Source organism: Streptomyces sp. SBT349 (assembly GCF_001083795.1).
In the GTDB taxonomy this organism is placed as follows: Bacteria; Actinomycetota; Actinomycetes; order Streptomycetales; family Streptomycetaceae; genus Streptomyces.
In genome coordinates this window covers 1-11,933 of record NZ_LAVK01000242.1, presented here as the reverse complement: position 1 = coordinate 11,933, position 11,933 = coordinate 1, and the positions used below count along the sequence as shown (strand labels likewise).

Below are 11,933 nucleotides of genomic sequence, written 5' to 3'. Positions count from 1 at the left end.
GTGGGGTCGGGGCTGTATTGGGCCGGGACCGTTCTCGGTGGGGAACGCGCCGCCGTGTGGGCCGCGGTGGCGGGCGCCGTGGGCCTCGCGCGGACCGTTCTCGGTGGGAGCGGGTCGGGGGGTGGGGTCAGGGTTGTATCGGGCCGGGGATGTCGGCGCGGGAGTCGTCTTCCGTGCGCGCCTCGTTCTCCTCGGCCAGGTACATCAGCGCCACCGCGAGGTCGTCCGGGGTCAGCGGTTCGCCTTCGGTCTCCGGCGGGTTCAGGTTCAGCGCGGAGCCGCCGGTGAGGGCCAGGCCGAGGGGGAGCGCGGGGGCGTCCTCGGCGGAGAACTGCGCCAGGTCCACCGACGCGTTCGCCAGCACCCCGTTCCTGATCGACAGGCGCGAGGTCACCGTCGCGCCCGGGTCGGCGGGCTCGTCGGCCAGCGGGGGGAGGCCGAAGCGCGCGCCCTGCTCGTTCAGCAGGGTCAGCAGCGGCTCCACGGCCTGGTGCGCCTCGCCCGCGGGCATGCGCACGTCGATCAGCTCCGCGCCCCGCTCCTCGCCCGCGTCGCGCAGGGACGCGCTGGAGCGCAGCGTGGCCTCCGCGCGGTCGGCCGCGTCCCACAGCGTCTCGGGGTCGAGCAGCTCCGCCGCGTCGGTGAGCGCGCCCGCCGCCGCGTCGGCCGTGCCGGTGGGGACGCCGCCGTGCTCGCTCAGGGCGTCGGCGTACGCGTCGGCCTCGAACGGCTCGACCTGGACCCACTCGCCCTGGAGCGCGAGCGCCGCCGTGCCCAGGGACGCGGGCAGCCCCGCGGCGTCCCGTTCGAAGCGCTCGGCCGCCGAGACCGCCGCCTCGCCGCCGCCGTACACGTCCTCGATGACGGCCTCCCCGCCCAGGCGGACATAGGTCGTGCCTTCGAGCTGCTTCACGCCCGCCACGTCGCGCCCGCCGAAGTTGACCGTCATCGCGCCGCTGAGCGGGTCCCCGGCCTCCAGGTCGTTCAGCGCGACCTCGTCCGCGGGACGGCCCAGCGAGACGGTGAGTTCGAGGTCGGCCAGCAGCCGCGCCTGGGCGTCGGTCGGCTCCCGCGCGCCGGTGCTCACCAGGTAGTCGTGGATCTGCTCCGGCGTCGCGTCCACCGTCGCCACGACGGTGACGCCCTCCCACGCGAGCAACCGCTCCGCGGCGTCGGAGATCTCAAGCCCGGCACGGGCGTTCTGCACCACCTGGCAGGCCCCCGCGGTGGTGGCGAGGACCGCGACGCCGCCGAGGGCGCTCAACCGCATGTAAAACCGGCGGGTACCGATGGCTTCACTCCTGCCTGTCCGTGGGGGTGACTCGGGTCCAGTGTCCACCGGTCAGAACGTACCGGGCACGCGGGGCGTCGTCTGTGGCCGAGGCGTCACCGTCCGGTAAGCGGCTTGTTAGCCTCGGTGCATGCGCCAGCCATGGATCGTCGGGGTCTCGGGGGCCTCGGGGACCCCCTACGCCGCTGCCGTGCTCCGCGGGCTGCTGGCCGCGGGGGAGTCCGTCGACCTGGTGGTCAGCCGGGCCGCCCGGTTGACGCTGCTCGACGAGACGGGCGACCCGCTCCGCGACGCGCACTGGGCGGAGGACCTGCGGGCGTGGCTGGCGCGCGGGGCGGACGGGAAGCGGGGGGTGTTCGACGCGGATGTCTCGGCGGTGCGGTACTGGCCGGCCGGGGACCTGGCCGCGGGGCCCTCGTCGGGCTCGTACCCGGTCAAGGGCATGCTCATCGTGCCCGCTTCCACGGAGGCGGTGGCCGGGGTGGCGCTCGGTCTCTCCAAGGACCTGCTGCAACGGGCCGCGAGCGTCACGCTGAAGGAGCGCAGGCCGCTGGTGGTCGCCGTCCGCGAGACGCCGTTGAACGGGCAGACGCTGCGGCACCTGGTGACGCTGGACGACGCGGGCGCCGTGGTGTTGCCCGCGGCTCCCGCGTTCTACGCCGGGGCCACCCACATCCAGGACCTGGTGGACTTCGTCGCCGGGCGGGCGCTGGACGCGGCGGGCGTGGAGCACCGGCTGTACGCGCGGTGGCGCGGCCGGCTCGGGGGCGGGGCGTCCGGCGAACGGTGATCCCGCCGTTCAGCCCAGCCATCGTGAGGCCGCCGGGCGTGAATGCCTTAGATTCGTCTGTGCAGTGGACCATGGGGACGAGAAAGGCGCGGGCGACGATGGACGCGGTGGACAGACAGCTCATTCAGGCGCTGCGTGAGAACGGGCGTGCCTCGTACGCCGAGTTGGGCCGCCTCGTGGGGCTCTCGGGGCCCAGCGTCACCGACCGCATCAACCGCCTGGAGGCGGCCGGCGTGATCACCGGCTACCGGGCGACGGTGGACGCGCGCTCGCTGGGGCTCGGCGTCACCGCGCTGATCGGCATCTCGCTCTCGGACGCGGTGGACCACGAGGAGGTCGCGTCCCGGCTGCGGGAGCTGCCGGAGATCGAGGACTGCTGGTTCATCGCGGGGAACGACTCGTACATGCTCAAGGTCAGGGCGAGCGACGTGGACGGCCTGGAGCGGACGATCCGGCGGTTGTCGGGCACCAAGGGCGTCTCGCGAACCAGGACGACCATCGTCCTGTCGACCAAATGGGAGAACCGGGTCGGCGACCTGCCCGACGACGCGCAGGCGTAGTCTCGATCAGGTCGGCGAGACGGCGAGGAGGCGCGGTTGCGATGGACGCTGGGCTGAAGCGGGAGCTCGAGGAGAAGGTCCTGGCCGGGGAGCGGCTGAGCCGGGAGGATGGCGTCGCGCTCTACGCGTCGGACGACCTGGCCTGGCTCGGCGGCCTCGCGCACGAGGTGCGGACGCGGAAGAACGGCGATGTCGTCTACTTCAACGTCAACCGCCACCTCAACATGACGAACGTGTGCACCGCGTCCTGCGCGTACTGCTCGTTCCAGCGCAAGCCGGGCGAGAAGGACGCGTACACGATGCGCATCGAGGAGGCCGTGCGGCTGGCCCAGGCCATGGAGGGCGAGGCGCTCACCGAGCTGCACATCGTCAACGGCCTGCACCCGACGCTGCCGTGGCGGTACTACCCGCGCTCGCTGCGGGCGCTGAAGGAGACGCTGCCGGACACGGTGTCGCTCAAGGCGTTCACGGCGACCGAGATTCACCACTTCGAGACCATCTCGGGTCTGAGTGCCTCCGAGATCCTCGACGAACTGATCGACGCCGGGCTCGAATCGCTCACCGGCGGCGGCGCGGAGATCTTCGACTGGGAGGTCAGGCAGCACATCGTCGACCACCGCACCCACTGGGAGGACTGGTCGCGCATCCACCGGCTCGCGCACTCCAAGGGCCTGAAGACGCCGTGCACCATGCTCTACGGCCATGTCGAGGAGCCCCGCCACCGCGTCGACCACGTGCTGCGGCTGCGTGAACTCCAGGACGAGACCGGCGGGTTCCAGGTCTTCATCCCGCTCCGTTACCAGCACGACTTCGTGGACATGAAGGACGGCAAGGTCCGCAACCGGCTCCAGGCGCGCACCACCATGGCCACCGGTGCCGAGGCGCTGAAGACGTTCGCCGTCTCCCGGCTCCTGTTCGACAACGTGCCCCACGTCAAGGTCTTCTGGGTGATGCACGGCGTGCAGACCGCGCAGCTCGCCCTCCAGCACGGCGCCGACGACATGGACGGCTCGGTCGTCGAGTACAAGATCACCCACGACGCGGACAACTTCGGCACCCCCGACAAGCTCACCAGGGACGACCTGCTCCAGCTCATCCGCGACGCCGGGTTCCGCCCGGTCGAGCGGAACACGCGCTACCAGGTCGTGCGCGAGTACGACGGCCCCGACCCCGACCGCCGCGACTCCCCCCAGCCGATGCGGGTGTGAGATGAGCGACCTGCGAACGGCGGCGCCCCGCCGCCGCCCACCGGGCCCCGGCGCCGGGCTTCGCTACGTGCTCGACCCGCCCATGACGCCCGACCTGCGCGACGGCCTCGCGACCCTGTGGGCGGACGTGACCAACGCCGGGGGCGCGGTCGGCTTCCTGCCGACCGTGACCCCGGAGGACGTCCAGCCCGACCTGCGCAAGCACCTGGTCGCCATGGCCGAGGGCACCACCCGGCTGCTCGTCGGCGCCACCGAGCACGGCCGCCCGGTGGCCACCGCGTTCTTCTCGCTCAACACCCACCGCCTGATGCGGCACTGGGTCTGGCTCAAGACCGTCATGGTCCACCCCGGGTGGCAGGGCCGCGGGCTGGGCCGGGAGCTGATGGCCGCCGCTTCGAGTGCCGCGCGCTCCATCGACCCGGGCGTCACCGGCATACGCCTCACCTGCCGGGGCGGCCTCGGGCTCGAACGGTTCTACGCCTCCTGCGGCTACCACGAGGTCGGCCGGGTCCCCGACGCGATCATGGTGGGCGGGGACGAGTTCCGCGACGACGTCATCCTGTGGCTGCCGCTCGCCTGAGGCCCCCGGCCCGGGGCCCGCGCGGCCCAGCCGCCCGCGCGCGGGCGCGCGCCCGGCCTGTGCTTGACTGGAAGGACGGAACGGTGAAGGGCACGAGCGAAGGAGGAACCCGGACCGTGCGCAGCTTCCTCAGCCACCCGGCGCTCCGCTACACCGGCATGCGCTTCGGTGTCTTCGCGGTCTGCTTCGTCGTGATCGCGGCCCTCGCCTACATCGGGGTGCTCCCGGAGTCCGTCGGCACCGCCAACCCCCTCTGGCTCGCGCTGCTGGCCATCGTCGTCTCCGCGCCCATCTCCCTGGTGGTGCTGCGCGCCCAGCGCGACGCCATGTCCGAGCAGGTCGCCGCCGGCGTGGACCGGGCCAAGGAGCGGCTCAACGCCAACCGCGCCATGGAGGACGACACCCGCTGACCCCCGCGGGTCCAGGGTGATCTCCCTCACATGCGCCGCTCGCCACCCGGGCCGGGAATCGTTTTCCGGAATCGCGCGTTGTCTCTTCCCGGACTTCCGCTTCGGCCCATGACGCGTCATGTGAGGGGTGCTACCGTGCTGGACATGTACACCGCAGTCGCGCGCCCCCGCATCCTCACGAGCGTCCCGCTCGTGGCGCGCCTGCATGTCGACCTCTGTCGCTGCCTGAGCGCGGCCTGTCGCTGACATCCCCGCTTCCCCCGCCGGATCGGCGCCACTTCCGCACGCCCGCGCATCAGCCGGCGCGCACACCTTCACCCCCCTCGTTCTCCTGACCGGAGTGTGCCTGTGTCCTCCTCGTCCCCAACGCCGCCCGCGTCCCCCGCCCCGGACGCGAACGCCACGCCCGCCGCGGTGCGGCGGCGCCCGCCGCTGGCCCTGCCGCCGTTCTGGGCGCAGATACTCCTCGGCCTGGTCCTCGGCGTCCTCTTCGGCTGGATCGCCCGCAACTGGAACGTCGACTGGCTCAGCCGCACGCTCGACGAGATCGGCGGCATCTTCGTCCAGCTGCTCCAACTGGCCGTCGGCCCCCTGGTCTTCTTCGCCATCGCGATCTCGATCACCAACCTGCGCAACGTCTCCAACGCCGCCAGGCTCGCCGGCAGGACCCTGCTGTGGTTCCTGGCCACCTCGCTGATCGCCGTCGCCATCGGCCTGACGATCGGCCTGCTGACCAACCCGGGCGACGGCACGGGCCTCACGCCCGCCGACGGCGCCGCCCCGGAGACCGAGGGCTCCTGGCTGGACTTCCTCACCGGCATCGTGCCCACGGACGTGGTCACCCCGTTCGCCGACCTCGAAGTCCTCCAGATCGTCTTCATGGCCGCCGTCGTCGGCGTCGCCGCCCTCCGCCTCGGCGACCGGGCCGCGCCCCTGATCAGCTTCGGCGAGACCGTGCTCGAACTGCTCCAGAAGGCGCTGTGGTGGGTCATCCGCCTCGCCCCGCTGGGCAGCCTCGGCCTCATCGGCCGTTCCATCGACCAGTACGGCTGGGACCTGCTCGGCGACTACGCCACGTTCACCGTGGACGTCTACATCGGCTGCGCCCTGGTGCTGTTCGGCGTCTACCCGCTGCTGCTGCGCTCGGTGGCCGGCGTCAGCCCGCTGCGCTTCTTCCGCGCCGCGTGGCCCGCGATCCAGCTGGCGTTCGTCTCCCGCTCCTCGATCGGCACGCTGCCCGTCACCCAGAAGGTCACCGAACGGCTCGGCGTCCCGCGCGAGTACACCTCGTTCGCCGTGCCGCTGGGCGCGACCACCAAGATGGACGGCTGCGCCGCGATCTACCCGGCCCTCGCCGCGATCTTCGTGGCGGAGATCTTCGACGTCAGTCTGGGCCTCCAGGACTACGTCCTGATCGCATTCGTCTCGGTGATCGGCTCCGCCGCCACGGCGGGCCTGACCGGCGCCACCGTGATGACCACGCTGACCCTCTCCACCCTCGGCCTCCCGCTGGAGGGCGTGGGCCTGCTCCTGGCGATCGACCCCATCCTGGACATGGTCCGCACGGCGACGAACGTCGCCGGACAGGCCGTGGTGCCGGTGATCGTCGCCTCGCGGGAGAAGATCCTCGACCGGGAGGCGTACGACAGCGCGACGAGCTTCGACTTCGATCAGCTCGACTCGGAGCCCCGCCGCGACGAGGTGAAGACCGCGGCGTAGCGCCCTGTCCGAGGGGGCCGCGCCTGACCGGTGCCCCGGCCGGGACCTCGTCCCGCGCCGGGGCACCGGCATTCCCCCGCGTGGGGGGCGCGGAATCGTGCCCCGGGGGCGTATGGCAGCGCGTGGGGGTGTGGGCGCGGTGACCTGGCCGGTGAGCGCGTAGAGGAGGCGCAGGTGGGGAGGGGGGAGTGACGGGAGCACGCTTCGTGCGCCCCATGACCCCCCCGTGTGTTCGCGTGAACCCCCCTGTGAACGTTTCGCGAGTGCCCTCCTTGGCCCTTGACTGGATACCTCGTCAGGGGGAGGGAGAACGTGATGACATCACCGGACACGCGCGTCGAGCACACGGCCGACCGGGTCCGCTCCGTCTCGGTCCTCGCGGATCACCCCGGGGCTCCGTCCGCGGCACGGCGGGCGGTGCGCCGGGCGCTGGTGGAGTGGGGGCTGGCGTGGCTCGCCGACGATGTCGAGCTCTGCGTCTCGGAGTTGGTGGGCAATGTGGTCCTGCACGCCAAGGGGGTGCCCGGGGAGCGGGTGGCCGTCCTCGGCCTCCGGTCCTCGCCCGACTGGCTGATCCTGGAGGTCTCCGACCAGGATCCGACGCCCCCCACGCTCCCGGCCGCCCAACTGCCGCTGTCCGACAGCGGGCGCGGCCTCTTCATCGTCCACTCCCTCGCGGACGCGACCTGGTGGGCCCCCCGGGACCCCGGCGGCAAGAGCGTGCTCTGCCGCTTCGACCTCGACCGGCGGCCGTCCCTGCGCTCGGCCCCATGACGCCCGCTCGCGCGGGCGGGCACGGAAAGGGGGCGATTTCACGTCACGGTGCGGTCTCGGAGGGCGGCGGAAACCCGTTCCTCGCGATCTTCGCGTGGCGGTCCGGTGAAACTCCCGGTCAACGGGGTTCCGAGCAGGCAGACTTCAGGGATCCCCCAGTTCAGGGCCGCACCGGGAGGGCCGACCCATGGCACGCACGCGCACCGAGGACACGGCATCCCCGCCGCGCCTCGTCCGACCGGAGCTCCACCGCGAAAACGGGGTGGTCACCGGCGCGTTCGTGCCCGCCGCCGCTCTCGCCGTGCGGCAGGGAAGCCTCGCCGACATCCCGTTCCTCAACGCCTACGAGGCGCCGGACACCGTCGCTCTCAGCCGCCGCCACCGGGACGGCGCATGGCGCGATATCACCTGTGCCGAGTTCGCCGCCGAGGTGACCGCGGTCGCCAAGGGGCTCATCGCCCACGGACTGCGGCCCGGCGACCGGCTGGCCATCATGTCCCGCACGCGGTACGAGTGGACGCTCCTCGACTTCGCCGCCTGGGCCGCCGGGCTGATCACCGTGCCCGTCCACCCCACCTCGCCCGCGCACGAGGTCGGCTGGATCCTGCGCGACGCCGGGGTGCGGGCGTGCGCCGTCGAGGGCGTGGAGGAGGCGCGCACGCTCAGCGCGATCCGCCAGGACCTGCGCGACCTGGAGCACCTGTGGCAGCTGACCGCCATATCGGGCGACGAGCGCAGCCCCATCGGCCAGATCTCGGCCGCGGGGCACGAGGTCGCCGATGCCGCCGTCGCCGAGCGCCGGGGCCTGCTCGACCCCTGGCGCGCGGCCACCCTCGCCTACACCTCGGGCACCACCGGCGACCCCAAGGGCTGTGTGATCACCCACGGGAACCTGTTCGCCGAGGTCGACAACGCCATCGAGGCGCTGGACCCCCTCTTCCGCCCGGAGAGCGAGGAGCCCGCGGCCACGCTGCTGTTCCTGCCGCTGGCCCATGCGCTGGGCCGCGCCGTCGCGATCGGCTGCGTGCGCGCCCGCGTGCGCCTGGGGCACGCGCCCAGCGTGCGGACCGAGGACCTCCTCGCCGACCTGGCCGGGTTCCGCCCGACCTTCCTGTTCGCGATCCCGCACCTGCTGGAGCGGGTCTTCGACAGCGGCAGGGCCGCGGCGGAGAAGTCGGGCAGGGGCGGCTCGTTCGACCGCGCGGCCCGCGTCGCGCGACGGTTCGGCGCCGCCTCGGAGGCCGGGCGCCACGGTGAGGCCGGCGGACCCGGGATCGGCCTGCGCGCGGCCCGTTCCCTCTACGACCCCCTGGTCTACCGGCGCGTGCGGGCGGGCCTCGGCGGGAACCTGCGGCACGTCGTCAGCGGTGGCTCCCCGCTCGGACGGCGGCTCGGCACCTTCTTCGAGGGCACGGGCGTCTCCGTGTACGAGTCCTACGGCCTGACCGAGACCACCGCCTCGGCCACGGTCACACCGCCCGGCGCCCCGCGCCTCGGCACGGTGGGCTGGCCCGTGCCGGGCACCGCGATCGGTATCGCCGCCGATGGCGAGATCGTGGTCCGGGGCCCCCAGGTCTTCGCGGGCTACTGGGACGCGGAGCGGCAGGCGGTGCTGCCCGCGACCGACGCCGAGGGCTGGCTGGCCACCGGCGACCTGGGCACCCTGGACGAGGACGGCTATCTCACGATCGTGGGTCGCAAGCGCGACGTGATCGTCACCGCGGCGGGCGAGCCCGTCGCCCCGGAACGGCTGGAAGAGGCCCTGCGCGCCGACCCGTTGATCGGCAACTGCCTGGTCGCGGGCGAGGGGCGCCCCTTCCTCGTCGCCCTGCTCACCCTCGACCGGGAGGCCCTGGCGAGCTGGCGGGAGCCGGCCGACCGCCGCAGGACGCCCCCGGAGGAGCTGGTCGCCGACCCCGAGTTGCTCGACCGGCTCCAGCGCGCCGTGGACGAGGTCAACGCGGGGGTCCACCCCGCCGAGAGGATCCACCGCTTCCGGGTGCTGCCGCGGGGCTTCACCGAGGCGTCGGGGCATGTGACCCCCTCGTTCACCCTGCGGCGGGACGAGATTCTGCGGGACTTCGGCGACGAGATCGACGCGCTCTACCGGGAGAGCGAGTGGGTGTGAACGCGCCGGGGCACGGCCTGGAGTTGGGGCCGCCGGTCTCCGTGGTGGACGGCGGCGAGCCCTCCGAGCGCGTGGCCGAACGGGTCGCCGCCGCGCTGTCCTGACGGCCCCGGGACAGGCCAAGGCCCCCGCCCGGGAGGGACGGGGGCCGAGGTGATCGTGGCCGTCGGCCGTCTGAGAGCTGGTGGCGTCAGACGACTGAGACGTTCTCCGCCTGGGGGCCCTTGGGTCCCTGGGTGACGTCGAAGGTCACGGTCTGGCTCTCCTCAAGAGAGCGGAAACCGTTGGCATTGATCGCGGAGTAGTGAACGAAGACATCGGGGCCGCCGCCATCCTGGGCGATGAAGCCAAAGCCCTTCTCGGCGTTGAACCACTTGACGGTTCCGGTAGCCATAAGCCCTCCTTGGGCCTAAAAAAGGGTTGCCCTGCTCCAGAACCTACAAATGAAGCCTGAAAACGACGAAAGCCCGCGGTCACATGCTCCGCAGGCTCGTACTGCAAGGGAAACCAAACTGCAACTCGCGGTGAGCCTAGCACGGGGTGTGCACCGCCGGAAGGGTAGAGATCACCCACCCGGATGACCCTTCCCTGACCGACGGAGTGCACGACCTGAGGCGTACCCTCCCAAGGGTGACTACACACCACAGGTTCCGCCCTCGTGTCGGCCACATCCAGTTTCTCAACTGTCTGCCGCTCTACTGGGGGCTCGCCCGCAGCGGCAGTCTGCTGGACCTGGAGCTCACCAAGGACACCCCGGAGCGGCTCGGCGAGGGCCTGGTCCGCGGGGACCTGGACATCGGCCCGGTCTCCCTGGTCGAGTACCTGCGCCACGCGGACGAACTGGTGGCGCTCTCCGACATCGCGGTGGGCTGCGACGGCCCGGTGATGTCCTGCATGATCGTTTCGCAGGTGCCCCTCGACCGCCTCGACGGCGCACGCGTCGCGCTGGGTTCGACCTCGCGCACCTCCGTGCGCCTGGCCCGGCTGCTCCTCGGCGAGCGCCACGGGGTGACCCCGACCTACTTCTCCTGCCCCCCCGACCTGGGCCTGATGATGCAGGAGGCGGAGGCCGCCGTCCTCATCGGGGACGCGGCGCTGCGTGCCTCGCTCCACGACGCGCCCCGCCTCGGCCTGGAGGTCCACGACCTCGGCGAGATGTGGAAGGAGTGGACGGGGCTGCCGTTCGTCTTCGCGGTCTGGGGAGTGCGCCGCGACTACCTGGCCCGCGAGCCGGAGACGGTGGCGGAGGTGCACCGGGCGTTCCTGGAGTCGCGCGACCTGTCCGTCGCCGAGGCCGGCAAGGTCGCCGAGCAGGCCGCCCGCTGGGAGGACTTCGACGCCGCGGTGCTGGAGCGCTACTTCACGACCCTGGACTTCCGCCTCGGCGCCGCGCAGTTGGAGGGGATCGGGGAGTTCGCCCGCCGCGTCGGGTATGCCGACCAGGCGTCCCGCGTGCGACTGCTGGATCCGCCCGGGGGCCGCTGATGCAGCCGCTGTCGCACGACGACCCCGCCGCCGTCGGCCCCTACCGGCTGCTCGGGCGGCTGGGCCAGGGCGGGATGGGCCGGGTGTACCTGGGGCGCAGCGCCGGTGGCCGCACGGTCGCCGTGAAGGTGGTGCACGGGCAGATCGCCGCGGACGGCAGTTTCCGCGCCCGCTTCGCCCGCGAGGTGGAGGCCGCGAGGCGGGTGGGGGGCGACTGGACGGCGCCCGTGCTGGACGCCGACCCCGACGCCCCCGTGCCGTGGGTGGCCACCGGCTACGTGGCCGGGCCCGACCTGCACCGGGCGGTGACCGTTCACGGGCCGCTGCCGCCGCCCACCGCGCTGGCGCTCGGCGCCGGGCTCGGCGAGGCGCTGGCCGCCGTGCACGAACACGGCCTGGTCCACCGGGACGTCAAGCCGTCCAACGTGCTGCTGTCCCTGGAGGGGCCGCGGCTGATCGACTTCGGCATCGCCAGGGCCAGCGACTCGACGGCCCACCTGACCGCCACCGGCGTCACGGTCGGCTCGCCCGGCTACATGTCGCCCGAGCAGGTCACCGGCGGCGCCATGGGCCCGGCCTCCGACATCTTCTCCTTCGGCGCGGTGCTGGCCTTCGCCTCGGGTGGCGAGGCGCCGTTCGGAGGGACCAGCCCGGCGCACCTGCTGTACCAGGTGGTGCACGAGGAGCCCCGGCTCGACGCGGTGCCCGGGGAGCTGCGGGAGCTGGTCACCGCCTGCCTGGCCAAGGACCCGGCCGAACGCCCCTCGCCGCGCGACGCGGCGCGTGCCTGCGGCGGGGAGGCGGGGGCCGCGGGCCTGGTCGCCGCGGGATGGCTGCCGCGGCCCGTGGTGGAGGAGGTCAGCCGCCGCGCGGTCGACCTGCTGAACCTCGACATGGAGGCGCCCCCGCCCGCGACGCCCACACCGTCCTACGCCTCGCCGTACGCCACGCCCTACCCCACGTCGCCCGCCACGCCCTACGCGACGCC

General features: G+C 72.9%; 12 protein-coding genes. 10 read left to right on the top strand and 2 right to left on the bottom strand.

All coding sequences use genetic code 11. From position 1 onward, the window contains the following. Window positions 1-127 precede the first annotated feature (127 nt). Complete coding sequence (locus ADY01_RS25040; RefSeq protein WP_049578029.1) at window positions 128-1,270, bottom strand: hypothetical protein; 1,143 nt, start codon at window positions 1,268-1,270, stop codon at window positions 128-130. 151 nt (window positions 1,271-1,421) lie between these two features. Between ADY01_RS25040 and ADY01_RS25035 the strand changes: the two genes are divergently transcribed. The 8 genes from ADY01_RS25035 to ADY01_RS25000 all read left to right on the top strand — a co-directional run bounded on the left by ADY01_RS25035 (window position 1,422) and on the right by ADY01_RS25000 (window position 9,460). Next, entirely contained in the window at window positions 1,422-2,081 is a 660-nt protein-coding gene (locus tag ADY01_RS25035) for a UbiX family flavin prenyltransferase (RefSeq protein ID WP_049578027.1), read from the top strand. Window positions 2,082-2,179: 98 nt separating this feature from the next. Next, a complete protein-coding gene (locus tag ADY01_RS25030; RefSeq protein WP_049578025.1) occupies window positions 2,180-2,641 on the top strand; it encodes an Lrp/AsnC family transcriptional regulator in 462 nt (153 codons plus the stop codon). 41 nt (window positions 2,642-2,682) lie between these two features. Beyond that, window positions 2,683-3,849 carry an aminofutalosine synthase MqnE gene (mqnE, locus tag ADY01_RS25025; protein WP_049578024.1) on the top strand — a complete coding sequence of 389 codons (1,167 nt, stop codon included), beginning with the start codon at window positions 2,683-2,685 and terminating at the stop codon, window positions 3,847-3,849. A 1-nt stretch (window position 3,850) separates the two neighbouring features. Beyond that, the gene (locus tag ADY01_RS25020; protein WP_049578022.1) at window positions 3,851-4,429 is read left to right on the top strand and encodes a GNAT family N-acetyltransferase; all 579 of its coding nucleotides are present in this window, start codon (window positions 3,851-3,853) and stop codon (window positions 4,427-4,429) included. A 116-nt stretch (window positions 4,430-4,545) separates the two neighbouring features. Continuing rightward, window positions 4,546-4,839 (top strand): DUF4229 domain-containing protein, encoded by a 294-nt coding sequence (locus tag ADY01_RS25015; RefSeq protein ID WP_234320405.1) that lies wholly within the window; start codon window positions 4,546-4,548, stop codon window positions 4,837-4,839. 348 nt (window positions 4,840-5,187) lie between these two features. Next, window positions 5,188-6,558 carry a dicarboxylate/amino acid:cation symporter gene (locus ADY01_RS25010; RefSeq protein WP_049578020.1) on the top strand — a complete coding sequence of 457 codons (1,371 nt, stop codon included), beginning with the start codon at window positions 5,188-5,190 and terminating at the stop codon, window positions 6,556-6,558. A 315-nt stretch (window positions 6,559-6,873) separates the two neighbouring features. Beyond that, on the top strand, window positions 6,874-7,332 hold the full coding sequence (locus ADY01_RS25005) for an ATP-binding protein (protein WP_049578019.1): 459 nt from the start codon (window positions 6,874-6,876) through the stop codon (window positions 7,330-7,332). Window positions 7,333-7,519: 187 nt separating this feature from the next. Continuing rightward, window positions 7,520-9,460: an AMP-dependent synthetase/ligase gene (locus ADY01_RS25000; protein ID WP_049578018.1), complete on the top strand. Its 1,941-nt coding sequence runs from the start codon at window positions 7,520-7,522 to the stop codon at window positions 9,458-9,460. Between the two features lie 190 nt (window positions 9,461-9,650). Here the strand turns inward: ADY01_RS25000 and ADY01_RS24995 are convergent, their stop codons facing one another. Continuing rightward, window positions 9,651-9,854, bottom strand: a complete 204-nt coding sequence (locus tag ADY01_RS24995; protein WP_049578016.1) for a cold-shock protein — start codon at window positions 9,852-9,854, stop codon at window positions 9,651-9,653. Window positions 9,855-10,090: 236 nt separating this feature from the next. Here ADY01_RS24995 and ADY01_RS24990 point away from each other — a divergent pair, with 236 nt between their 5' ends. Beyond that, the gene (locus ADY01_RS24990) at window positions 10,091-10,945 is read left to right on the top strand and encodes a menaquinone biosynthetic enzyme MqnA/MqnD family protein (RefSeq protein ID WP_078900587.1); all 855 of its coding nucleotides are present in this window, start codon (window positions 10,091-10,093) and stop codon (window positions 10,943-10,945) included. After that, window positions 10,945-11,933: serine/threonine-protein kinase (locus ADY01_RS24985; protein WP_049578015.1), on the top strand; the 989-nt coding region annotated here is incomplete at its 3' end. The genes ADY01_RS24990 and ADY01_RS24985, both read left to right, overlap by 1 nt.

Bases quoted from the DNA above. Each gene is read 5' to 3' on its own strand.
- ADY01_RS25035 (WP_049578027.1), top strand. From the start codon at position 1,422: ATGCGCCAGCCATGGATCGTCGGGGTCTCGGGGGCCTCGGGGACCCCC.
- mqnE (WP_049578024.1), top strand. From the start codon at position 2,683: ATGGACGCTGGGCTGAAGCGGGAGCTCGAGGAGAAGGTCCTGGCCGGG.
- ADY01_RS25000 (WP_049578018.1), top strand. From the start codon at position 7,520: ATGGCACGCACGCGCACCGAGGACACGGCATCCCCGCCGCGCCTCGTC.
- ADY01_RS25020 (WP_049578022.1), top strand. From the start codon at position 3,851: ATGAGCGACCTGCGAACGGCGGCGCCCCGCCGCCGCCCACCGGGCCCC.
- ADY01_RS25040 (WP_049578029.1), bottom strand. From the start codon at position 1,270: ATGCGGTTGAGCGCCCTCGGCGGCGTCGCGGTCCTCGCCACCACCGCG.
- ADY01_RS25030 (WP_049578025.1), top strand. From the start codon at position 2,180: ATGGACGCGGTGGACAGACAGCTCATTCAGGCGCTGCGTGAGAACGGG.
- ADY01_RS25005 (WP_049578019.1), top strand. From the start codon at position 6,874: ATGACATCACCGGACACGCGCGTCGAGCACACGGCCGACCGGGTCCGC.
- ADY01_RS24995 (WP_049578016.1), bottom strand. From the start codon at position 9,854: ATGGCTACCGGAACCGTCAAGTGGTTCAACGCCGAGAAGGGCTTTGGC.